We start from the raw sequence: 25,127 nt of genomic DNA, 5'->3' as shown, positions 1-25,127 counted from the left end.
TTTGTACTATTGCAGCGTTAGTTAACGAAAGGGGCCAAGGCCGACGATTTAGAGTTACTATTATGAAAACACTACATTTTTTTACTTCCGATTTTAATCAATCAATTTTTTTAGAAGACCTCTTAATTTGCGTGCGACGCTTTCGACGTCCCATCGGGCTGTAATTAATTTTTAAAGTGGGTGTGTCCTGCTTTCCCGTGAGGTCAAATCCATAATTTTATCAGAGTAAGTTTCTTTCAAAAAAGAAAGTCTTAATTCTATTCAATGTGATCAGTTCTGATCTGGATTTAAAATTCAACATTTTTAATAGTAGTTATCTATAGAGCAATCTATTGATAAACAATTTATTGTATTGCACATTCTTCTCGTAAGGAGAGGGTGCACTTTTCTATACTATAATATGGAACAGATAGTTATTACCATAGCAAATCATAGTCATACACATTTTGCAGAAGAGATATGTGAGGTTATTGCAGCTTCTGCAGCAATACGAGGTACGGGTATCGCTAAGCGGACTCCAGAATATATTCGAACCAAAATAGAAAATGGAAATGCCACAGTCGCACTTGTCGGTGACACTTTTGCCGGATTCTGTTATATCGAGGTTTGGGGCCATAATAAATACGTGGCGCATTCTGGGCTCATCGTACATCCCGAATATCGCAACTTGGGTTTGGCAAAAAAAGTGAAAGAATTCACCTTCAACCATTCACTCAAAAAGTTTCCCGATGCCAAAATATTCGGAATTACAACGGGTCTTGCGGTGATGAAAATAAATTCAGAGTTAGGGTATAAACCTGTTACTTTTTCAGAACTCACCGATGACCCTAAATTCTGGCAGGGATGCCAGACGTGCACAAACTTCTCTATACTTACTTCTAAGGATTACAAAATGTGCTTATGTACAGGAATGTTGTTTGATCCCGCAAAGCAGGTACAGAAAAAACAAAGCTGGTTCAATAAAACCATTGTAAAATTAATAAAAGACAAAAAGCAGAGATTGCTTGAGAACAATAAAAAAGTAACATCATGGAAAAAGTAATTTTGGCATATAGCGGAGGATTAGACACCTCCTTTTGCGTAAAATATTTAATAAATGAAAAAAGACTAGCGGTACATACCATCTTGGTTAATACCGGTGGTTTTGAAGAAGATGAATTAAAGAATATCGAAGAAAGAGCCTATGAATTAGGAAGTACGAAACATGTTAATAGAACTATTCTAAACGAATTTTACAACAAGGCGGTTAAGTACTTGATTTTCGGGAATGTTTTAAAAAATAATACGTATCCACTTTCCGTAAGTGCAGAGCGAATTTTTCAGGCAATAGAAGTAATTACCTATGCAAAGGCTATTGGCGCTAAGTATATCGCGCATGGAAGTACAGGAGCTGGGAATGATCAAATTCGATTTGATGTTATTTTTCAAACACTAGCTCCAGAAATTGAAATTATCACTCCGATACGAGATCTTAAACTTTCGCGTCAAGCGGAAGTTGACTACTTAGAAAAACACGGCGTTCATTACAGCTGGGAGAAGGCTCAGTATTCAGTTAATAAAGGATTATGGGGAACCAGTGTTGGGGGTAAGGAAACCTTAACTTCTTCTCAACCCTTACCAGAATCTGCATATCCAAGTCAGTTAAAAGACGGAATTAAAGAAAAAAAACTGAGTTTAAATTTTGAGAAGGGAGAACTCGTAGGTATAGATGACGCTCTTGATTCTCCTGTTGAAACCATCAAACAATTAGAGAAAATAGCGAGCTCGTATGCAATAGGTAGAGATATCCATGTGGGGGATACGATTATCGGGATCAAAGGAAGAGTTGGATTTGAGGCAGCAGCTGCAATGATTACCATTAAGGCGCACCATACATTAGAGAAACATGTGCTATCCAAATGGCAACAATATTGGAAGGAACAACTTGCCAATTGGTATGGGATGTTGCTGCATGAAGGGAACTATCTGGATCCTGTGATGCGTAATATCGAAACGTTTTTGGAAGATTCACAAAAATCGGTCACAGGTGAGGTTTTTATAACCTTAAAACCGTATCACTTTACTATTGATGGGATTGATTCCAAATTTGACATGATGACATCAGATATTGCTACCTACGGAGAAGAAAATGATGCATGGACTGCTGATGAAGCCAAGGGATTTATTAAGATCTATGGAAATGCTAATAAAATTCATCACCACTTAAATTCTGAAATAGTATGATACAGGTAGGAATTATAGGAGGGTCAGGTTATACAGCTGGTGAACTTTTAAGGATTTTAGTTCACCATAATGGGGTCGCAATTAATTTTGTATACAGTACGACCAACGCCGGAGTTTCAATCGCAAAACAGCATCCGGATCTATTAGGTTCGATCGGGTTGGATTTTACCAATAAAGTTAATCCGGATGTTGATGTGGTGTTTTTATGCCTTGGACACGGAAAATCAAAACATTTTCTTTTTGACAAAAAGTTCTCAAACAAAACGAAAATAATAGATCTCAGCAATGATTTTAGACTGCAACAGGATCAATATTTTGAAGGAAGAGATTTTATTTATGGATTACCAGAGTTGCAAAAGGATAAGATAGCAGCAGCTGATAATATTGCAAATCCCGGATGTTTTGCTACCGCCATTCAGCTAGGTGTTTTACCACTTGCCTCTCATGGTTTGCTAACACATAGCATACACGCCAATGCTACTACGGGAAGTACTGGAGCGGGTGTGCTACCTGGATCGACAACACATTTTAGCTGGAGAGATAACAATTTCTCAAGCTATAAAGTTTTCGAGCATCAGCATTTAGATGAAATTAAACAATCCCTACACCAAAAACAGGCCGGTTTCAAAGCTCCAATCTTTTTTGTCCCTAACAGAGGAAACTTTAGCAAAGGTATTTACGCTACTTTATATACTCAGTTTGATGGAAACATAGAGGAAGCTATAACTTTATATAAACAGTACTATAAAGACACACCATGTACGCTGGTTTCTGAAGATCCAATTAGCCTAAAACAAGTACTGAATACGAATAAGTGCGTGATCCATCTGCAGAAGATTGGTGAAATGCTCGTGATCACGACGGTGTTAGATAATTTGATAAAGGGAGCATCCGGACAAGCGGTACAAAATATGAATTTAATGTTCGGGTTAGGTGAGACTACCGGACTCGATTTGAAGGCAAGTGCTTTCTAATAACAAAACGTGAGAATTATGGAGAATCTAGCAATAATAGGCGGAGGGAATTTAGGGAGATCAATTGTTTCGGGACTCTTAACAAGTGGGTTATTTGGTACCACGCAGATAACTGTTTCAGGTAAATCCAAGAAAAATCTAACAGCAATCAAGCAAACTTTCAACGTAGTAGTTTCACAATCCAATACAGAGGCAATTCAAAATGCAAAATGGATTTTACTTTGTGTGCAACCCAAACAATTGGCTTCAGTTTTGGACGAGATAAAAGAAGCTATACATCCTGACCAGATGCTGATTTCTACGGTTACCGGAGTAGGAATTCAAGAAATTAATAAGGTGCTATCTACTAATAAAGTAATTCGTGTGATGCCTAATACTGGAGCCTCAAAAAAGATGTCCATGACGTGTATAGCTGCCAACAATGAGTGTACTGAAGAGTTGAAAACAGTAGAAAAAATGTTTTCAACTATTGGTAAAACATTAGTAATTGAAGAACCATTGATGCAAGCGGCAACGGTGTTGGGAGCGAGCGGAATTGCTTTTTTTCTACGTTTCCTGCGTGCTATGATTCAAGGGGGTATTCAAATGGGATTTCATCCTCATGAAGCCCAAATAATCGCAGTGCAAACGGCTATGGGAGCCGCGACCTTGGTGTCAGAAAATGATACACATCCCGAATGTGAGATCGACAAAGTAACCACTCCTCAGGGATGTACTATTCAGGGTTTAAACGAGATGGAGCATCAGGGGTTAAGTTCATCTGTAATAAAGGGAGTTATGGCTTCTTACGAAAAAATCAATTCAATAAAATAGGCCTGAGGTTGAGGGATCTTGGCTTTTAAAATATAATCATATGAAATTATTTGATGTATACCCTTTATACGATATAGAACCTGTACGAGCCTTGAATTGCACCGTTGAGGATGTAAATAATACACAGTATCTGGATCTATATGGTGGACACGCAGTGATATCGATAGGTCATGCGCACCCGCATTATGTGGAAAGTATAAAAAATCAATTGGATTCAATCGGTTTTTATTCAAACGCAGTACAAAACAGTTTACAGCTAAAATTAGCTAAGAAATTAGGGGAACTCTCAGGCTACTCTGACTATCAATTGTTTTTATGTAATTCTGGTGCAGAAGCTAATGAAAATGCTTTGAAATTGGCATCATTTCACACCAATAAAGCTAGAATTGTAGGCTTTACCAATGGTTTTCACGGCAGAACATCTGCAGCAGTGTCAGTGACTGATAATGCAAATATTATTGCACCTTTAAACAAACAACATGACGTCACCTTACTGCCTCTTAATAAAATTGAGATGGTAGCGAAAGAATTAGGTAAAGGAGATGTATGTGCCGTGATTATTGAACCCATACAGGGGGTAGGAGGATTGGACGAAGGATCCTCGCAATTTTTTCAAGCATTAGCAAAAGTTTGTAAAGCCAATGACGTTTTATTGATTCTTGATGAGGTGCAAGCAGGATACGGAAGGACCGGTAAATTTTTTGCGCATCAACATCATGGGATAACACCTGATATTATTTCGGTGGCTAAAGGTATGGGAAATGGTTTTCCAATGGGCGGAATTTTAATTGCGCCTCACATAAAAGCGAGTCATGGTCTACTCGGGACAACCTTTGGTGGCAATCATCTGGCTTGTGCAGCCGGAATTGCAGTTTTGGAAGTGATTGAGGAAGAAAGTCTCCTCAAAAACGCTAAAGCAATTGGGCAGTACTTTTACGAACAAGTGATCACTATTCAACAAGTACAAGCAGTAAAAGGACGCGGTTTAATGCTCGGATTACAATTTGATTTTGAGGTTGGTCCTTTGCGTAATGCGTTGCTTTATAAGCATCTCATCTTTACCGGTGCTGCAAAAGATAAACATGTCTTACGAATATTACCACCGCTGACCATTACGGAGATAGAAGTTGATCAGTTTATAAAAGCGTTACGTTCAGAATTAGTTGAAAAAGAAATCCCTGAGCATTTTAAAACCAAAGTGTCTTTGAAATAAATTAATTAGTAATAAGAAATAAAATGAAAAACTACTTTTCAGTCAATGATATAGATTCGGTATCCAATTGGATTTCAGAAGCCAATGATTTAAAAAAAAATCCTGGAGCCCATAGCGAGTTGGGTAAAAATAAAACTTTGGGCTTGCTATTTTTTAATCCAAGTCTTCGTACCCGATTAAGTACTCAAAAAGCAGCGCTTAATTTGGGAATGAATGTAATGGTAATGAATTTTACCGGAGAAGGTTGGGCATTAGAATTTGACGATGGCACGGTGATGGATCAAGGAGCTTCAGAGCACATTAAGGAAGCTGCTCAGGTGATTTCTCAGTACTGTGATATACTTGCAATTAGAGCATTTGCAACATTAGAAAACAAGGACGATGACTATAATGAGAAAGTGCTCAAAGGTTTTATAAAATATGCATCCATTCCCATATTAAATATGGAAAGCGCCACAGGTCATCCGCTTCAGGCGTTGACCGATGCCATTACAATAAACCAATTTCAAGCTAAAAAACGTCCAAAAGTTGTTCTTTCCTGGGCGCCACATCCCAAAGCACTGCCGCAAGCAGTAGCCAATTCTTTTGCCGCAATTGCTCAACGACTGGAGGTGGATTTTGTGGTGACGCATCCCAAAGGTTATGAATTGCAGGACGAGATTGTTGGAGCTTCTAATATTGAATATGACCAAGACAAAGCCTTGAAGGATGCTGATTTTGTATATGTAAAAAATTGGAGTTCCTATCAACAATATGGTAAGATCCTAGAAACAGATATGTCTTGGAGAATTTCTCAGGAAAAGATAGCGGCTACCAACAAAGCAAAAGTAATGCATTGTTTACCGGTACGTCGTAACGTCGTTATTGATGATGCTGTACTTGATAGTGAAAGTTCAATCGTTATCGAACAAGCAAATAATAGAACCTTTGCCGCGCAGCTTGTACTGCAAAAATTATTAAAAGCCAATTGCCAAGAGTAACATTATGAAAAAGGAAACACTTTTTATCGCTAAAATTGGTGGGAATATTATTGAGAACCCTGAAGTATTATCTCAGTTCCTGTTAGATTTCTCAAAGATCAAAGGACCAAAAATTTTAGTACACGGAGGAGGGAAGTCAGCAACACAATTAGCAGAAAAGTTAGCGATACCTACCGAGATGATCGACGGACGTAGAATCACAACAGCCAAAATGCTTGATGTGGTGGTCATGACCTATGCAGGTTTGATCAATACTAAGATAGTTGCCGGTTTGCAAAAAAATGGATGTAATGCGTTAGGACTTTCGGGAGCAGATGGCAATGTAATTACGGCTGTAAAACGCGAACCGCTGTTTATTGATTATGGGTATGCAGGCGATATTACTGAGATTAATACATCATTCCTAAAAGAAATTGTGTCCATGGGTATGACACCAGTAGTATGCGGAGTAACTCATGATTTAGAAGGGCAATTACTAAATACCAATGCTGATACGATTGCCTCGCAAGTAGCGTCGGCTATGGCAGCACGCTATGAAGTGTCTTTGTTTTATTGTTTTGAGCTTAAAGGCGTGCTAACAAACATTCAGGATAAGGATTCCGTGATACCTCATATTAATCAAAATAAATATGCCGAACTTCTGGATACCAATGCAATAAGTCATGGGATGCTTCCGAAGCTTCATAATTGTTTTAAGGCTTTAGAACAGGAGGTTAAAACGATACATATTGCAAATGCTGATTTTTTGACCAATCCAAACATCCTACATACGACCCTCACTTTATAATATAATCTTATGAAAGAACAAATGACCGATACGGAAAATCTACTCATAGAAAGTCTGACAAAGCAAGCGATCCAATTGCTTCAGCAGTTAATTGAGACGCCTTCCTTTTCTTCCGAAGAGGATAAAACTGCAACACTATTAGAACAATGGTTTCGGGATCATAACATTCCGCACCAACGTGAAAACAATAATGTTTGGGCATATAATCAGCATTTTGATAAAAATAAGCCTACAATCTTACTCAATTCACACCATGATACGGTTCGCCCTAACGGTAATTATACCAATGATCCTTTTAAGGCATTTGTAAAAGACGAAAAATTGTTTGGGTTAGGAAGTAATGATGCAGGTGGGTGCTTGGTAAGTTTATTAGCAACATTTACGTATTTCTATGCAGAGAAGCAGTTGTGCTATAATATCGTTATGGTCGCATCTGCAGAAGAGGAGAGTAGTGGTAAAAAAGGATTAAACAGTGTGTTACCCAAACTTAAGCCGATTGATTTTGCTATCGTGGGAGAACCCACACTAATGCAACTGGCCATTGCAGAAAAAGGATTGTTGGTAGTAGACGTATCAGTTAAAGGAACGGCTGGTCATGCGGCACATCCTAATGATGATAATGCCATTTATAATGCGTTACCGTTCATACAATGGTTTAAAACGTATCATTTCGAAAGGATTTCATCAACCTTGGGAGCCGTAAAAATGACGGTTACTCAGATTAATGCCGGTAAACAGCACAATGTTGTACCGGCAACCTGCGATTTTGTTGTAGATATACGTGTAAATGATTTATACACAAACGAGGAAATTTTAAAAAGCATACAAAATGAACTACCAGCGCAGGTTGAAGTAACTCCAAGATCTATGCATTTAGGAGCATCATCCATCGCTATTGAACATCCGGTTGTTCAATCCGGTATAGCACTTGGCCGAGCTACTTATGGGTCACCTACTTTATCTGATCAAGCTGTACTTACTTGTCCGTCGCTTAAGTTGGGGCCGGGAGATTCAACGCGATCCCATTCGGCAGACGAATTTATTTATGTCAGCGAGATCAAAGAGGGTATCGCACTTTACATAAAAATTTTAAAAGGAATACTCTAGTATAAAAAATAGAAAAATGAAACTTTGGGATAAAGGATTACCAACCAACGAAAAGATAAATCAATTTACGATAGGCAATGACCGTGAATTAGATTTGGTTTTGGCTAAGTATGATGTTCAAGCTACATTAGCTCACGCCAAGATGTTATGTAAAGTCAATTTATTGTCTGATCAGGATCTTACAGCTATCACGGGAGCATTACAAAAACTATCAGTACAGATTGCTGAAGGGACCTTTGTTATCGAAGAGGATTTTGAAGATGGACATTCCAAAATCGAATTCGAGCTCACCCAAACTATCGGGGAAGCAGGAAAAAAAATACATACTGCAAGATCACGTAACGATCAGGTACTGGTGGCAATGCATCTATATTTAAAAGACGAACTACAGCAAATAAAAACGTTGGTAAAAGACGTAAGTACCACCTTACTGGATCTTGCAGATACTCATCAAGAAGTTTTACTACCTGGATACACACATTTACAAGTTGCCATGCCATCGTCCTTTGGTCTTTGGTTTTCGGCCTATGCCGAAAGTTTTGTGGATGATCTATATGTCGTAAATGCAGCGCTGCAAATTGTAGATCAAAACCCTCTTGGGAGTGCAGCTGGATACGGAAGCTCATTTCCCATCGATCGGGAGTTTACCACTCAGGAATTGGGTTTTGAAACTTTGAAGTATAACGTGGTAGCCGCACAGATGAGTAGAGGCAAGTCAGAAAAATCAACGGCATTTGCATTGAGTAGTATAGCAGGCACGTTATCAAAATTGGCGATGGATGTGTGTTTATACATGAGTCAGAATTTTAATTTTATGAGTATACCTTCAGAGTATACCACAGGATCCAGTATTATGCCGCATAAAAAAAATCCAGACGTGTTTGAGCTGATCAGAGCAAAATGTAATGTGATACAAGCGCTTCCGTATGAGTTGACATTGCTAACCAACAATTTACCTAGTGGCTATCATCGAGATTTACAACTCCTCAAAAAGAACCTTATTCCTGCGATTCAGGATATGAAGGCTTCTTTAGAAATGGCAGATTATGCATTGCAACAGGTCACCGTTAACAAAAGCATTCTTGATAACTCAAAATACGAATATCTATTTAGTGTAGATACGCTCAATCAATTGGTAGTGGATGGTATGTCGTTTAGGGATGCTTATGTGAAAATTGGAAAAGATATTGAAGCCGGTACCTATGTTCCAATCAAAGATACGAAACACACACATATTGGGAGTATCAATAATCTGGGCCTGTCACATATAAAAGCAAAGTTGAGTTCGGTTTAATTTTATCATACTTTTGGGTAGATAGAGCAAACCAACCAGAGGTACGTGTGTGATGCACGTACCTTTTTGTTTTATATATGGAGACCTAGTGCTTTCATTTTTTAACTCATTCAAAAGAAAGGAAACAAAGAACTCGCCTATATAATTCGGGCAGGAAAGATGTCTTTACCAGGGATTTTTTGACACTAAAATGAAAAATTTAACTCAAACACTGTGTCATTCTCTAAGTTTCTTCCTGTTTTAAGCACTCTTATATTGTATCCTTCAGCTAAAATAATATTGTTTAGCTACTACAAAATCCATTTTCGACATTTGGCAGCTAGATCCTAATCGGAACCTGATTTCATAGGAAACATTCTCACTATTATAATTTGTAGCTGATCAGCGTTGAAGAACTCATAAAGACTAAAAGTTTGTAGTGTAGTGTATTTAGTTCATAGTATGATTCCATCCAGTTTTTTCCTTCCGCAGTTTGCAGGAGCGATGCAAACGGTTTTTTTTCCTTCCGCAATTAGCAGGAGCGATGCAAACGGTTTTTTTTCTTGCTGCAGTTTGCAGGAGCAATGCAAATGGTTTTTTTTCTTGCTGCAGTTTGCAGGAGCAATGCAAATGGTTTTTTTTCTTGCTGCAGTTTGCAGGAGCGATGCAAATGGTTTTTTTTCTTCCTGTAGTTTGTAGGAGCAATGCAAACGGTTTTTTTCCTTCCTGCAGTTTGCGGGAGGAGACAAAGCTACTAGTTAGGCCGTACAGGAGGTTTTTTTCTTTTACTTTCGCCAAAGCGAACAAAGCATATCGGAGATGACTACTTTTTATATCTAAATTCCGCCCATACGATTAAAGAGCTTTTTGAGCAAGGCATACCCATCTCGAAATTTCTTTTCAGGTTCTTTAGCGTGCAATTCATTATCATTGTAATATAGCTCATAACTAAACACAAAGGGACTCTCAGGATCCTCAAAGTCTAATTGACCAAAGCGTAAATCATTAAAAAGAAGTGAGTCTTCTTGTTGATCAATGGTGTACCAGCCCTCAGTAAGTTTGATGAGCCTTTCAACCAAAGGATGCTCTCTTGAGGCGCCCAAAAGGTGATGATTTTTTGGAATGATACTAAATTCAATGGTATCAGTCCGATCAAAAATAGAATAATAGCCTATATGATACGCATCTGCAGTTTGTACATTGGCAGTCCACAAGATACTGTTAAACGGTGTAGGTTTGGTCTGAATGTCTAGATACTCAATATTTTGTGCGATCAGACTCGCTTCAAATTTACTATATGTATATCCCTTTATAGCTACAGTTAGCACTAGATAACAACTACTAATGATAAGTCCGCTTTTTGCATAATATCTACGTTTGGGGTTCTCACGTTTAAGCCGCATGGCTAATACTACACAAAGTAAAAAAGGAAGTGTATATAATGGATCAATAACAAATATAGATTTAAAAGACACTTTGTATGGCGACGGCCAGAATAGTTGTGTGCCCCAAGTTGTAAATGCATCGAGCAAGGGATGCGTAAACAATCCCAGAAACATGAGTAGCGTCCAATCTCGCCAAGTGGCGTGTGAATTTTTATATAATTTTGCAAGCACCCAACCTAAGAGTGGCGCTGCAAGGAGGCTAAAGAGAATAGAGTGTGAAAAACCACGATGCAATTCGTTGGCACGTACAGGATCAAAAAACCATTTGGTTATGACATCCAAATCGGGAATGGTACCAGCTATAGCGCCCCAAAGGATGGCTTTGTTGCCTATCTTTTTACCCAGAGCAAGTTCGCCCACCGCAGCACCCAGTACAATTTGAGTCAACGAATCCATAGTTGTTTGTTTTTTAAAGAGGGTGTGTGAAAAATAAATTTTTAAATTAAATGTCACATTGAGCGGAGTCGAAATGTAGTCAAAATCAAGGATAAATATCTCTCGACTCCGCTCGAGTTGACAATAGAATTAACTTTATAGACCCCCTCCTTTTATCTAGTTGGTTATAAAGGGATATTGCCGTGCTTTTTCTTCGGAAGCAACACTTCTTTATGCTCCAACATGCTAAACGCTTTAATTAATTTACGACGCGTATCTTTTGGCAGAATAACTTCGTCTATAAAACCACGTTGTGCTGCTTTATAAGGATTAGCGAAAGTTTCGGCATATTCTGCTTCTTTTTCGGCTAGTTTTGCAGCCGGATCGTCAGCTTTGCTTATTTCTTTTCTGAAAATAATCTCGCTGGCACCTTTGGCTCCCATCACTGCGATTTCGGCAGATGGCCACGCAAAGTTAAGATCTGCACCAATATGTTTTGAGTTCATTACATCATACGCACCACCATATGCTTTACGAGTGATCACCGTTACTCTTGGAACAGTCGCTTCGCTTAACGCATACAATAATTTGGCACCGTGTACTATAATACCATTCCATTCTTGATCGGTACCCGGTAAAAAGCCCGGTACATCAACCAACACTAACAATGGTATATTAAAACAGTCACAAAAACGTGTGAATCGTGCTGCTTTCTTCGAACTGTTTACATCCAGTACACCGGCAAGAAATAGGGGTTGATTAGCTATTATTCCAACACTTTTTCCGCCTATACGCGCAAAACCTACAATTATATTTTCAGCATAATCCTTATGTACTTCAAAGAAAGAATCGGTATCGATAATTCCGCTAATTACCTCATGCATATCATACGGTTTGTTAGGATTCTCCGGGATAATATCCATCAATTCCTCACGTATTTCGTCACCAAGGGTATAAGGTAGTGCCGGTACTTTTTCGGCATTACTTTGAGGCATATAACTCAGTAAGCTTTTTAAATCCTCCAGACACTGTACATCATTGGCAGAAGTGATATGAGCGACTCCCGACTTGGTTGAGTGTGTACTGGCACCTCCAAGTTCTTCAGAGGTTACTTCTTCATTCGTAACCGTTTTTACAACATTAGGTCCGGTAACAAACATATAACTTGTATCCTCTACCATCAGGGTGAAATCTGTCATCGCAGGAGAATATACGGCGCCCCCGGCGCAAGGTCCCATAATAGCAGATAGCTGTGGGATCACCCCCGATGCTTGTACATTACGATAGAATATATCGGCATATCCACCAAGAGAACGTACGCCTTCTTGTATACGTGCGCCACCAGAATCGTTAAGGCCAATCAATGGTGCCCCCACTTTAACTGCCAAATCCATTATTTTACAAATTTTTTCGGCATGCGTTTCTGATAAGGCACCGCCAAACACGGTGAAATCCTGTGCAAACACATACACCAATCGACCTGCAATCGTTCCGTAACCTGTAATTACACCATCACCATAATATAGTTCTTTGTCCATATTAAAGTCGGTGGTACGATGTGTTACAAGAATTCCGATCTCTTCAAACGAACCCTCATCTAGCAAATAGTTCACACGCTCACGTGCAGTAAGTTTTTTCTTTTCATGCTGTTTTGCAATACGATGTTCACCACCCCCTAAATGGGCTTTATCAATTTTCTCTTCTAAAGTTTTTATTTTGGATTCCATAGTCTAATGTATCGGTAAGCGTAATTTTTTTTGATCTTTTAAATAATGTTGCAAGGCTATCATGGCAGCAACTTTGGCTTCTTCCTCAATTTCTTGGTGTAAAAATTCGGCAGAGTAGTAATTCTTTACAAAATGTGTATCAAAATTTCCACTTCTGAACGCTTCATGTTCACAAACAAACTTTCCAAACGGTAAAGTAGTTTCCACTCCTTTTACCTGATATTGTGCGATAGCATCAATCATACGTTGAATAGCTTCTTCTCGCGTATCGGCATAAGTAATTAATTTGGCCAGCATTGGATCATAATAAATTGGAATATCCATACCCTCCTCAAATCCATTATCCACACGGATACCTTCACCTTGTGGTAATTGATAGACCTCCAGATTTCCTACACTCGGTAAAAAGTCATGCAACGGATCTTCGGCATAAATTCTCAATTCTAAGGCATGCCCTTTAAGTTGTACTTCCTCTTGTTGAAGCGGTAGTTTTTCGCCACGTGCCACCCTTATTTGAAGTTCAACTAAATCCAAGTTGGTGATAAGCTCGGTCACCGGATGCTCTACCTGTAAACGAGTATTCATCTCAAGAAAGTAGAAGTTATGTTGTTCATCCAGAAGAAACTCAACCGTACCCGCTCCTACATAATCACAGGCTTTAGCGACTTTTACAGCAGCTTCTCCCATTTTCTGACGTAACGCAGGTGTTAAGACGGCCGAAGGTGCTTCTTCAACTACTTTTTGATGGCGTCGTTGTACGCTACACTCACGCTCAAACAGATGAATCACATTACCATGTTCATCTGCCATAACCTGTATCTCGATATGCCTCGGAGATCCAACATATTTTTCAATAAACACGGATCCGTCACCAAAGGCAGATACAGCTTCGCTAATGGCTCGTTGCATTTGTGATTCGAGATCACTTTCTTTCTCTACCACACGCATCCCTTTACCACCACCACCGGCTGATGCTTTGATTAGGATTGGAAACCCAATTTCGTTAGCAATTTTAGTTGCTTTTACCACATCTGTAATAGCTTCGTCGATACCCGGAACCATAGGAATATCATATGCTTTTACCGCATCTTTAGCGGCGAGTTTGCTACCCATCACTTTAATGGCCTTGGATTCCGGACCAATAAAAATAAGTCCGCTTGCAGTCACAGCTTCCGCAAATTCAGCATTTTCACTCAAAAAACCGTATCCTGGATGTATGGCATCCACGTCGAGACGCTTTGCAACTTCAATAATTTTATCTCCTAACAAATAGGATTTATTGGAGGGTGCGTCCCCAATAAGTACCGCTTCATCTGCAAAGCGCACATGTGGAGCGTTGCGATCAATGGTCGAGTATACCGCCACGGTGCGGATTCCCATTTTTTTGGCAGTTCGCATAACGCGAATGGCAATTTCGCCACGGTTGGCAATCAGTATTTTATGTATATTTTTTTTTGATTTCATAGAATAGAAAATGTTGATTCTTATACTGCTATAAACTTTCAGTTATAATGCATTGATTATTCAAATTCAATTAAGAGTTGTCCTTTGTCTACAGCGTCACCAACAGCTGCTGTGATAGATTTAATAACGCCATCCCGAGGAGAAGATAAAAGATTTTCCATTTTCATAGCCTCTAAAATTAGTAAAGGAGTGTCCTGTGTTACGGTATCTCCAACTTGTACCTGAACATCCAAAATTAACCCCGGCATAGGAGCTTTGATTGAATTTACGTTTTTGGTTGCACCTATGGTAAAACCCATTGCCTTGATTGCTATATCCAGGGCATTGTCAATATGAACTTTGAAATCGGTGTTATTCACACGAACTGTATATTCTTTGTCAGTAAAATTTTGATCAATGATTTCGCTGTGAAATGATTTGGATTTATCCAATGCGTGATATGAATTCTTACCGGTAGCAACTGCGTCAATTTCGGATAGAGTTGTATCATTAAAATCAAATTCGAAAGTGTCATCCACTTTAACTTTGAAATTATTAGTCGTCATATGAGAAATATTTTAGAGAGTAAATATAATGTATTCGGTAGAGCATACCATAATGCTTTCGGGATTTTGATCGCATTTTTAGTAGTAAAATAGTTTTTTAGTTATTTTTTTTGCGATAAATGATTAAAATGGAGGATTTCTTTGAGAAATTTTGAATTTACTTGGGATTGTATGCAAGTATTGCTAGCATGATTGTATTGTTGGAGTGGCGTAAAGCAATTCAAATTTTAAGAAACGGAAAAAAAACGTTATACTATGGATTCTAATAAAAATGATAAACAATCGAATGAAAGTATTAGTAATAGGTGCAGGAAACATGGGTTTGACATATGCTGAAGCCATGTCAAAATCAAAAATTTTAAAGAAGCGTAATATTATGATCCTGGACAACTCAGAAGAAACGCGAACACGCTTAGATAAAATATCTCATTTTGATGTTTTTCACAGACCGGAAGATTGCGTACCAAAAGCCGATTTAATTTTTTTAGCAGTAAAACCTTATCATAGTACAGATTTATTTACCCGATTAAAATCGCTAGTTTTTGAAGGACAGATTGTAATTTCGATTATGGCCGGGGTTACAATACAAACCATGCAAGATGAAATAGGGTTGCCTAAGGTTGTGCGTGCCATGCCTAACTTACCAGCCCAAATTGGTAAAGGTTTAACCTCCTACACCGCTTCTGAGGAAGTATCGCGAATAGAATTATTAACCATAGAAGACTTATTGTGTACTACAGGGAAGACTATAAAGGTAAGAAATGAAAAATACATCGATGCCTCTACAGGGATCTCCGGAAGTGGTCCCGCATATGTTTTTTATTTTATGCAGAGCATGATGGAGGCTGCATTGCAAATGGGATTCTCAGCAGATGATTCTAAAGACTTGGTTAGTCAGACGTTTACAGGAGCGGTGGAACTTTTTAACCAATCAGATCTCTCTCCCAATTCATGGATGGAGCGTGTAGCATCTAAAGGTGGTACAACACGTGCTGCTCTGGACTCTATGGAGGATAATAATGTAAACGAATTGATAAAAGAAGCTGCTTTTGCCGCGTTTCATAGAGCGGTTGAGTTAGGGGAGGAGTAGAGTTTAAAAGCTCAAGTAAAGTAAACTTTTTTTAGGACGAGTCATAGATTAGAACACCCATCCCTAACCCTTCCCTCGAGGGAAGGGCATTTAAAACCTCAAACTAATTAAAACTTTCATTTATTCAAAATACCTTTTGCAACAGTTGTGCATCATTTTATTTGTATTTTTGTCATGTGAAAATTATGACCGTCATACTATCCATTTATTTTTTGTCACTCAACTTTCTGGCGTGCAGTGATGCCGAAGAGCATTCAGAGGAGGCAGCTATAGAGATTGCTGCTGAATTGGAGGATGATCATACCCATGATTCCGCAGAGTTGTGTTCTCCCTTCTGTCAATGTCACTGCTGTCATGTACATACTATCAATTTTAATATGATCGCATTTGCGCCTATTATTACCGAAATTACCTCAGAGGTGTTTGTACACTTTGATAGTTTGGGCAAAGATATACCTCATACCATTTTACAACCTCCCAGGGTATAATTCAGTTCTTTTTAGGACACCTATGTCCTTACTATACTGGTTTTCGCTATCGCGAAAGCTATTCTTTTAGTTTTAACTGAATTAATACATAGTTCATGATTAATAAAATCATTGATTTTTCAATCCAAAATAAATTTATTATTGGGTTACTCACCTGCGTACTTATTGGCGTTGGGATATGGAGTATAACCCAAGTTCCCATCGATGCCGTTCCTGATATTACTAATAATCAGGTGCAAGTCATCACGCAATCTCCAAATTTGGGAACCGAGGATATTGAACAATTTGTAACCTATCCGGTAGAGGTTGCCCTGAGTAATTTACCCAATGTCCAAGAAATTCGATCGATTTCACGATTTGGATTATCGGTAGTTACCATTGTTTTTGATGACGACGTTGGCACCTACTTACCAAGGCAGTTAGTTGCCGAAAAGTTATCCGAAGTGCAAGACCAAATTCCTGAAGGTTTTGGCGAACCTACTATGGGTCCCATTTCGTCGGGATTAGGCGAAATCTACCAATATACTTTAACAGTAGAGGAAGCTTATACAGATAGATATACTACGACAGAGCTACGTACCATGCAGGACTGGATTATCAAACGTCAAATGGCAATGGTACCCGGTGTCATCGAAGTAAATGCCTTTGGAGGGAATAAAAAACAATACGAGGTTGCAATCAATCCCAACGAATTGCGGGCGATTGGTATCACCATATCAGAAGTGTTTACAGCACTAAATAATAACAATCAAAATACAGGCGGCGCCTATATTGAAAGAAATCATCAAGCAAACTTTATAAGAGGAGAGGGACTTGCCAGAACGGTTAGTGATATAGAGCGCATGGTCATTAAAACAGTAAATAATATCCCTATTCGGATTAAAGATATTGGTACTGTGACCTTAGGAAGTGCTGTACGATACGGAGCCTTGACCAAAGATGGGAAAGGCGAAGCAGTAGGTGGTATGATTTTAATGCTCAAAGGTGCAAACTCTGATGCTGTAATTGCAGAAGTGAAAGAACGGATGCGTCAAATCCAAAAATCTCTGCCGGACGGTGTTGTCATCGAACCCTTTCTGGATCGTAGTGAACTTATTCAAAAAACGACAACTACCGTGTTTAGTAATTTACTAGAGGGTGGACTTATCGTCATTTTTGTGTTGGTTCTCTTGTTAGGTAACTGGCGAGCAGGACTCATTGTTGCTTCGACAATTCCGTTATCATTGCTATTCGCCTTTATCTTTATGAATATTTTTGATGTGTGGGCCAATCTCATGAGTTTGGGTGCGATTGATTTTGGAATTATAGTGGATGGTGCCGTGATAATTGTTGAGAGTACCGTCTTTATAATCTATCGATACAGCGTAAAGGACAAGGTCCGCAAGCTTACCTCAAAAGAAAGCAATACGATCACCGCAAAAGCTTCCAAAAAAATGATGAACACCGCATTTTTTGGGCAGTTAATAATTCTCATCGTTTTTTTACCGATTTTAGCGCTGGAAGGGGTGGAAGGAAAAATGTTTCGACCTATGGCACTTACATTTATATTTGCCATGTTGGGAGCGATGGTTTTATGTCTGACCTATGTCCCTATGGTGACTTCATTGGTTATTAGAAAAGTATCACATTCAAAAAAATCATATGGTGACAGATTTGTGTATTGGATAGCATCAAAATATGAGAACGTACTAATTAAATCCCTTAGAAAAGGCAAACTGATTATAGGCGTTTCCATCCTGTTATTTGGAATAGCGCTGTTTACATTTAGTCGCATGGGAGGCGAATTTATACCCGATCTCGATGAAGGAGATATTGCATTTCACGCAATTTTAAAACCCGGAAGCTCCTTACAGGAAACCATAGCGACCACCACCAAAATAGAACAGATAATTAAGGCCAAATTTCCCGAAGTGAAGACTGTAGTGAGTCGCATCGGTGTCGCAGATGTACCGACTGACCCCATGCCAATGGACATAGCCGATGTATTTGCGATCCTTAAACCCATGGATGCATGGACTTCGGCGGAAACGAAAGAAGAACTGGTTCAAAAAATTAAGGAAGAGATCAGCATACTTCCCGGCGTTAATTTTGAATTTACCCAACCTATCGAGATGCGTTTTAACGAATTGCTTACCGGGGTACGGGAAGATGTTGCTATTAAGTTGTTTGGCGAAGACCTAGATGTGCTTTCCAGCAAAGCTGAAGAAATGGGGAACATTATAAGTAAGGTCCCTGGGGTTGCCGATTACAAAGTAGAGGCTACCGATGGACTCCCTCAAATTACGGTGCGTTATAATAGAGATAAGCTGTCGCAATATGGTCTCAATATTAAAACAGTCAATTCAACTATTCAGGCAGCCTTTGCAGGAAGTAAAGCAGGGGTTATTTTTGAGGGTGAAAAACGATTTGATCTGGTGGTACGCTTTCAAAAGGAGGATCGGACTAGTATTAACGATATTCAGGAGCTGTTTGTGACCTTACCGGGTGGATCCCAGATTCCTTTACGCGAGATAGCCAGTGTACGGTATGAACAGGGACCGATGCAAATAAGTCGTGATAATACGAATCGTAGAACGTATGTTGGGATCAATATTCGGGGACGTGATGTGCAATCGGTAGTCGAAGAGATAAAAGAACGTCTCGATCAAAACTTTACTTTGCCTCCCGGTTATTTTATTCGATATGGTGGTGCTTTTGAAAATTTGGAAAGAGCCAGCAAACGGTTACAAACCGTTGTTCCTATTGCGTTATTGCTCATCTTTATATTGATTTATTTTGCCTTAAAATCCTTTTCTCAAACGCTCATGATTTATTTGGCGATTCCTATGGCGACTATCGGAGGTATTTTTGCCTTATGGTTGCGGGATATGCCCTTTAGTATTTCGGCAGGCGTTGGTTTTATAGTTTTATTTGGCGTCGCAGTGCTTAATGGACTCGTTATGATAAGCGGACTCAATGAATTAAAAGATGAAGGTGTCACAAATTTAAAAGATCGAATTGTGCAGGGTACAAAACGAAGAATACGTCCTATCATGCTTACCGCGTTAACCGATGTTCTGGGCTTTCTACCTATGGCGATATCAGCATCGGCAGGGGCAGAGGTGCAACGCCCTTTGGCAACAGTAGTGATAGGTGGCTTGGTGACTTCCACCTTATTAACCCTCTTTGTACTGCCCATATGTTACCAATGGATTGAAAAGCGTTCTAAAAAACGATTCCTCCTAAAAAAGTCCGTTATTGTAGCATCATTTGTGGGTGTACTGTTCTTCTATTCAGCTTCCGCGGAAGCGCAAAGTATTCAAAATCAATATCCGGAGATTTCTTTAGAACAATCAATAGCCTTAGCAAAAGATAATTATCCGTTATTAAAAATACGACAATTAGAAATAGATAAACAAGTAGCGCAACAACGTGCAGCATATGATTTTGGAACTACCAAAATTTTCACGGGAGGAGAAGAAATAAATGAGACTCGCGGAATTTATACGCTTGTTGGTGTAGGGCAATCGAATATTGATCTTTTTGGAATCACAGCAAAAAAAAGACTCCAGAACAAACGTGTACTGTTAGCAGAGGCATTTTATGATCAATCTGTGCTTGAGGTAGAAAAGGAGGTAAAAACACTATGGACTGCTGTCTATTTAGCAAAAAGAAAACTTGCCTTATATAAAGAACTGGATTCCATATACAGTAATTTTTCTAAAGCCGTAGCGTTGAATTATGAAGTAGAAGCTATCTCGAAATTGGAGTTTAAAGCCGCACAAAATCAAGCTGCGCAGATCCAAAATAAAATGGAGCAACTGGCGCATGATTATACGATTGCCTTAGAACAATTCAATTTGTGGTTGGGCGACACGATGTTTTATACCGTAACCGATACCATCGCTCCCGATGCACTGATGTTTTTGGGAAGTATCGAGAAAACTTTGCATCCGGAGCTTAAGATTATACAAGAGCGTCTCGAAGTTTCACAAGCAGGATATCGTACAGCACGCTCTGACAGGCTTCCCAAATTAAATCTACAAGGTGGGCTGCAAGAAGTTAATGGAACTTCCAATTTTTATAGTTATCAGGTAGGACTTTCCTTTCCTTTCTTCGATGGCAAAAACCGGTCAACTATAAAAGCGTCAAAACTTGATACCTATATCGCTCAGGAATCTTCAGCCTTTAGTCAGCGACACTTTGAATCACGACAGCGACAAGCGCTTCAAAATTTTGAAAAATGGAAGGCTACCCAAGATTTTTATACAACAGAAGCCGTTCCTTTAGCCCAAGCACAGCGCAAAGGAGCTTTGTTGGGATATAAAGAAGGTGCACTGGATTATTCGGCATTTACATTGTTGATTCGGGAAGCGATACAAACAGAAGAATCATCATTACAAGTACTTAGTAAGTATTTAGAGGCACTATTTGAACTACACTATTTCAAAAAATAACAACATGAAGAAACATTTTATATATATACGTATTCCGCTAGCAACAGTAATACTACTGTTATGTGCTTGCGGACAACAAAAAGATGAAGATCCGTCTTCTGGGGAGACTACTGTCATGACGCAGGAAAAAAAGACAGCCCCTCGCAACAATGTTAAAGAAGCGATGTTTACCGCGCAACAGTTTGATGCCTTACAGCTCAAATTGGATACGCTGAGTGAGAGAAGCCTTACCGGTTTTGTTGAGGCTAACGGACAGTTAGAAGTGCCACCACAAAATGAGGCAAATGTAACGGCTATGATTGGTGCTAATATCGCATCCATAGCTGTGATTGAGGGCGATCAGGTTAAAAAAAATCAGGTGTTGGCGTATGTATCCCATCCTAATTTGATCGAAAAACAAACGACTTATCTCAATGCGTATACTAAAAGTGAATTTCTAAAATCTGAGTTTGCCCGTCAAAAAAAATTATATGATGCGGGAGTAGGATCAGGGATGAACTATCAAAATGCAAAATCAGAATATATGGCGGCTAATGGGATGGTACAAGGTCTTGAAGCGCAATTAAAACAATACAATATTAATCCCACGGGCGTACGTAATGGTACTATTTATCAGCGTATCGCTTTGCGAAGTCCCATCGAGGGCTTTGTAGAAAAGGTCAATATAAAAACTGGACAGTATGTAGAGCCGCAAACCAATTTGATCGAAATCGTAAATACGCATCATGTACATGCGGACCTCATGGTATTTGAGAGAGATGTGCACAAGGTCAGTAAAGGTCAGGAAGTTCGTTTCAAAGTGCAATCCTTACCCGGTGTTGAGCTAAGCGCAAAAATTTATTCCATCAGTAAAACTTTTGAGGAAGGGCCCAAAGCGGTACACGTGCATGCCGAGATCGAAAACAAAGAAGACAAATTGATTCCGGGTATGTATATTCAGGGGAGAATAGAAGTAGGTGTTTCAAAAACACTTGCACTACCGGAAAGCGCAGTAAGTAAAGATGGCGATCGCTATTACGTATTTACTGCAGAGCGAGAAGGCATTGATTGGAGCTTTAAACCTAAAGAAGTGCTGCTCGGACAGCGAGATGGAGAATGGGTTGGTGTTCAGTTTTTAGAACCGATAGCTCAAGAAACACTGTTTGTGCAGAACAATGCCTATTATCTGATGGCAGAAATGAAAAAAGGAGATGCAGCCCATAGTCACTAATACAATGCGTTCAATTGATAAAAAATTACAGGATAAAAAAATACGGCCTACCGCCATGCGGTTGTTGGTCTATCGTTTTTTAAATAGGAAAAACGTTGCAGTCTCGCTCTCGGATATTGAACAAGCATTTGACAGATCAGATCGCACCACCCTCTATAGAACTTTAAAAACCTTTGAAGATAAAGGAATTGTACATCCTATTGATGATGGTAGTGGCGTAGTAAAATATGCGATGTGTGAAGAACATTGTAAGTGTGAGGTGGGACAGGACCTGCATATGCATTTTTATTGTTCAGCCTGCAGAAAAACAGTATGCCTGACCGATCATAAAATTCCGAAAATTAATTTACCCGAAGGTTTTACAGCAAATAATGTAAATTTAGTGATTAAAGGAACCTGTGATACATGCACTAGCATACCATAAGATTAAGTAATTTTAGAGGACCTATTAAAACAGTAAAAGAATAATATGAAAGAAGCAAAGGGCTGCAGTCGTGAGCAAGAACATAATGGCATTTTAGGAAAAAACACAGAACTCCATTTTTCTTTAGCAAGCGGAGTATTTTTAGGTACCGGGTTTTTGTTAGAACTATTCGCTAACCTCCCTGATCTGTTAATTCTAATTCTCTATATTTTAGCTTATTTTTTTGGAGGATTCTACGTGGTGAAAGAAGCTTTAGAGAAAATCAAACATGGCGAATTCGAAATTGACTTTTTGATGATTGTAGCCGCGGCAGGCGCAGCTTTTTTAGATAAATGGGCAGAAGGTGCTTTGCTGTTATTTCTTTTTAGTTTGGGTCATGCTTTAGAGCATTATGCTATGGGTAAAGCCAGAAAATCAATAGCTGCGCTTACAGATTTAGCTCCAAAAATAGCGCTGCTTAAAACCAATGGAGAAACGAAAGAAGTAGCCATTAGTGAACTCAAAGCTGGCGATATAGTGGTGGTTCGACCCAATAGTAAAATAGCTGCAGATGGCGTTGTTATTAAAGGAGAAAGTAGTATTAACCAAGCACCCATTACAGGGGAGAGTATCCCCGTAGATAAAAGAGCGATAGCAGATACAACTGTTACATACAATTCCGAAAACGATATTCCCAAAGAGAGTCGAGTCTTTTCGGGAACTATTAATGGTAATAATGTCCTAGAAGTACGTGTGCTAAAAGAGGCACAAGACTCCACTTTAAGCCGTTTGGTAACCATGGTACAAGAGGCACAAGCCCAAAAATCACCTACACAGCTCTTGACAGATAAGTTCGAGCGAATATACGTTCCCGCAATAATTTTGTTGGTGATTGTTTTGAACTTTGCGTTTTTAGTGATAGATGAATCCTGGAGGGATAGTTTTTACAGAGCGATGGCTGTTTTGGTTGCGGCGAGTCCTTGTGCACTGGCAATATCTACACCGTCTGCAGTCTTGAGCGGAGTAGCACGTGCAGCAAAGGGGGGCGTCTTGATTAAAGGAGGCAAGCCACTGGAAGATTTAGGATCGTTGACAGCTATTGCGTTTGATAAAACTGGTACACTGACCGAGGGGAAACCGAAATTGGTTGATATATTTCCGTTAGCAGAAATTGATAAGATCACACTGCTAGAGGCTGTTATTGCTGTTGAAAAGTTAAGTGACCACCCTTTGGCAAAAGCTGTAGTTCGCGATGGCTCCCAAATAGTACAAACTAATAATCCAAATTTGATTGCTGAAGATCTTGAGGCGGTACAAGGAAGAGGTATCAAAGCACGCTTTCGCGGAAGCGATATTTTTATTGGTAATCTGGATTTGTATCAAGCACTTGGAGTAGCAATTCCGGAAGAAATTTCTGAAAATGTAAAATCTTTGGAAAAGCAAGGTAAAACTACCATGCTGGTCAAAAGAGACGATCAGTTTATCGGAATTCTAGGATTAATGGACACGGCACGGGAATCGGCAAAGGAAACGTTGAAAAGGTTGAAATCATTAGGAATACGTAAGATGATTATGCTCACAGGTGATAATCAAAATGTAGCGGATGCGGTAGCAAAAGAAATTGGACTTACTGAAGCTTTTGGTAGTTTGTTACCTGAAGAAAAGGTGGCAGCTATTAAAAAACTAAAACAAAAAGAAAACAAAATTGCTATGGTAGGTGATGGTGTCAATGATGCTCCGGCAATGGCACATAGTACGGTAGGTATTGCTATGGGAGCCGCGGGAAGCGCAGTCGCCTTAGAAACCGCCGATATTGCGCTTATGGCAGATAAATTAGAAATTTTACCATTTGCTATAGCCCTTAGCCGCCGGGCACATATAATTATCAAACAAAATATATGGATTAGTTTGGGAGTGGTTGCTTTGTTGATTCCGGCGACGATCTTAAATTGGGCAAATATAGGGGTTGCAGTCGCCATTCATGAAGGTTCAACTTTGGTTGTGGTTATAAATGCCCTACGCTTATTAGGCTATCAGCAAAAAAAATAGAAACATCAGTTGCGGACGGTTCTGTTTTATTTCAGAGGGCTTTGCATCGGTTGTGGAAGGCTTCGTCCTATTGCGAAATGACTTTACATAAGTTGCGAATCACGCTATCACTGAGTTTGTTGATTTTTGTTAAAATTTAACTCTACATCTAAACACCTAAGAACCGCTCCTTTTCCTTGGCAGGAAAAGGTGGCCAAGCAACACGCGGTCGGTAAGGGTACGTAATCAATATCGAACACTGAATCTAGAAGTTAAAATTACAAATGTAAAATACTAAATGTAAAAGTGTTTTGAATGTACCCTACTATAAGCTTGGTAGAAGACTGGAGAATCTTGTTTCATGTAACTTCGAACCTTACGGCTGCGCTCAAGACAAGCTGCTTTGAGATCTCACTGTCACCTCGAGCGGAGTCGAGAGGTTGATTATAGTTAAAATAATTAGGTCTCGACTCTAGTTTATCCTGAGCGCAGACGAAGGGCTCGACCTGACAAAAAAGGTATACATAAGAATTTGATTTCGAATCA

The 25,127-nt window shown here is 39.2% G+C and carries 20 protein-coding genes; 15 read left to right on the top strand and 5 right to left on the bottom strand.

Annotated elements, in window-relative coordinates:
* Positions 1-409 precede the first annotated feature (409 nt).
* The 9 genes from BD809_RS11195 to argH are packed head-to-tail and all read left to right on the top strand — an operon-like array spanning position 410 to position 9,391.
* Positions 410-1,042: a GNAT family N-acetyltransferase gene (locus tag BD809_RS11195; RefSeq protein ID WP_148783189.1), complete on the top strand. Its 633-nt coding sequence runs from the start codon at positions 410-412 to the stop codon at positions 1,040-1,042.
* On the top strand, positions 1,030-2,223 hold the full coding sequence (locus BD809_RS11190) for an argininosuccinate synthase (RefSeq protein ID WP_148783062.1): 1,194 nt from the start codon (positions 1,030-1,032) through the stop codon (positions 2,221-2,223). Before BD809_RS11195 ends, BD809_RS11190 begins: the two co-directional genes overlap by 13 nt.
* On the top strand, positions 2,220-3,197 hold the full coding sequence (gene argC, locus BD809_RS11185) for an N-acetyl-gamma-glutamyl-phosphate reductase (RefSeq protein WP_148783061.1): 978 nt from the start codon (positions 2,220-2,222) through the stop codon (positions 3,195-3,197). Before BD809_RS11190 ends, argC begins: the two co-directional genes overlap by 4 nt.
* Before the next feature lie 18 nt (positions 3,198-3,215).
* Entirely contained in the window at positions 3,216-4,010 is a 795-nt protein-coding gene (gene proC, locus BD809_RS11180) for a pyrroline-5-carboxylate reductase (RefSeq protein ID WP_148783060.1), read from the top strand.
* 40 nt (positions 4,011-4,050) lie between these two features.
* Complete coding sequence (locus BD809_RS11175) at positions 4,051-5,223, top strand: aspartate aminotransferase family protein (protein WP_148783059.1); 1,173 nt, start codon at positions 4,051-4,053, stop codon at positions 5,221-5,223.
* Between the two features lie 23 nt (positions 5,224-5,246).
* Positions 5,247-6,203 carry an N-acetylornithine carbamoyltransferase gene (locus BD809_RS11170; RefSeq protein WP_148783058.1) on the top strand — a complete coding sequence of 319 codons (957 nt, stop codon included), beginning with the start codon at positions 5,247-5,249 and terminating at the stop codon, positions 6,201-6,203.
* Positions 6,204-6,207: 4 nt separating this feature from the next.
* Complete coding sequence (gene argB, locus BD809_RS11165; RefSeq protein WP_148783057.1) at positions 6,208-6,990, top strand: acetylglutamate kinase; 783 nt, start codon at positions 6,208-6,210, stop codon at positions 6,988-6,990.
* Between the two features lie 9 nt (positions 6,991-6,999).
* Positions 7,000-8,097 carry a M20 family metallo-hydrolase gene (locus tag BD809_RS11160; protein ID WP_246131518.1) on the top strand — a complete coding sequence of 366 codons (1,098 nt, stop codon included), beginning with the start codon at positions 7,000-7,002 and terminating at the stop codon, positions 8,095-8,097.
* Positions 8,098-8,113: 16 nt separating this feature from the next.
* Complete coding sequence (gene argH, locus BD809_RS11155; protein WP_148783056.1) at positions 8,114-9,391, top strand: argininosuccinate lyase; 1,278 nt, start codon at positions 8,114-8,116, stop codon at positions 9,389-9,391.
* 429 nt (positions 9,392-9,820) lie between these two features.
* Here the strand turns inward: argH and BD809_RS11150 are convergent, their stop codons facing one another.
* The 5 genes from BD809_RS11150 to BD809_RS11130 all read right to left on the bottom strand — a co-directional run bounded on the left by BD809_RS11150 (position 9,821) and on the right by BD809_RS11130 (position 14,926).
* On the bottom strand, positions 9,821-10,168 hold the full coding sequence (locus BD809_RS11150; RefSeq protein ID WP_148783055.1) for a hypothetical protein: 348 nt from the start codon (positions 10,166-10,168) through the stop codon (positions 9,821-9,823).
* 38 nt (positions 10,169-10,206) lie between these two features.
* A complete protein-coding gene (locus BD809_RS11145) occupies positions 10,207-11,211 on the bottom strand; it encodes a metal-dependent hydrolase (protein WP_148783054.1) in 1,005 nt (334 codons plus the stop codon).
* A gap of 164 nt (positions 11,212-11,375) precedes the next feature.
* Positions 11,376-12,917: an acyl-CoA carboxylase subunit beta gene (locus BD809_RS11140; protein ID WP_148783053.1), complete on the bottom strand. Its 1,542-nt coding sequence runs from the start codon at positions 12,915-12,917 to the stop codon at positions 11,376-11,378.
* A gap of 3 nt (positions 12,918-12,920) precedes the next feature.
* Entirely contained in the window at positions 12,921-14,363 is a 1,443-nt protein-coding gene (gene accC / locus BD809_RS11135) for an acetyl-CoA carboxylase biotin carboxylase subunit (protein WP_148783187.1), read from the bottom strand.
* A gap of 74 nt (positions 14,364-14,437) precedes the next feature.
* The gene (locus tag BD809_RS11130) at positions 14,438-14,926 is read right to left on the bottom strand and encodes an acetyl-CoA carboxylase biotin carboxyl carrier protein subunit (protein ID WP_148783052.1); all 489 of its coding nucleotides are present in this window, start codon (positions 14,924-14,926) and stop codon (positions 14,438-14,440) included.
* A gap of 286 nt (positions 14,927-15,212) precedes the next feature.
* Here BD809_RS11130 and proC (BD809_RS11125) point away from each other — a divergent pair, with 286 nt between their 5' ends.
* From proC (BD809_RS11125) to BD809_RS11100, 6 genes are all read left to right on the top strand, one after another.
* Positions 15,213-16,016, top strand: a complete 804-nt coding sequence (proC, locus tag BD809_RS11125; RefSeq protein ID WP_148783051.1) for a pyrroline-5-carboxylate reductase — start codon at positions 15,213-15,215, stop codon at positions 16,014-16,016.
* A 185-nt stretch (positions 16,017-16,201) separates the two neighbouring features.
* Positions 16,202-16,504: a DUF6660 family protein gene (locus BD809_RS11120; protein ID WP_246131517.1), complete on the top strand. Its 303-nt coding sequence runs from the start codon at positions 16,202-16,204 to the stop codon at positions 16,502-16,504.
* A 95-nt stretch (positions 16,505-16,599) separates the two neighbouring features.
* Complete coding sequence (locus tag BD809_RS11115) at positions 16,600-20,940, top strand: CusA/CzcA family heavy metal efflux RND transporter (protein WP_148783049.1); 4,341 nt, start codon at positions 16,600-16,602, stop codon at positions 20,938-20,940.
* A 4-nt stretch (positions 20,941-20,944) separates the two neighbouring features.
* Entirely contained in the window at positions 20,945-22,150 is a 1,206-nt protein-coding gene (locus BD809_RS11110) for an efflux RND transporter periplasmic adaptor subunit (protein ID WP_148783048.1), read from the top strand.
* A gap of 4 nt (positions 22,151-22,154) precedes the next feature.
* Complete coding sequence (locus BD809_RS11105) at positions 22,155-22,574, top strand: Fur family transcriptional regulator (protein ID WP_148783186.1); 420 nt, start codon at positions 22,155-22,157, stop codon at positions 22,572-22,574.
* A 45-nt stretch (positions 22,575-22,619) separates the two neighbouring features.
* Positions 22,620-24,602 carry a heavy metal translocating P-type ATPase gene (locus tag BD809_RS11100; RefSeq protein ID WP_148783047.1) on the top strand — a complete coding sequence of 661 codons (1,983 nt, stop codon included), beginning with the start codon at positions 22,620-22,622 and terminating at the stop codon, positions 24,600-24,602.
* The last annotated feature ends 525 nt before the right edge of the window (positions 24,603-25,127 follow it).

The organism is Aquimarina intermedia, from assembly GCF_008124785.1.
Lineage (GTDB): Bacteria > Bacteroidota > Bacteroidia > Flavobacteriales > Flavobacteriaceae > Aquimarina > Aquimarina intermedia.
Note: the sequence above shows the minus strand (reverse complement) of the source record. Positions and strands in the feature narration are given on the sequence as shown.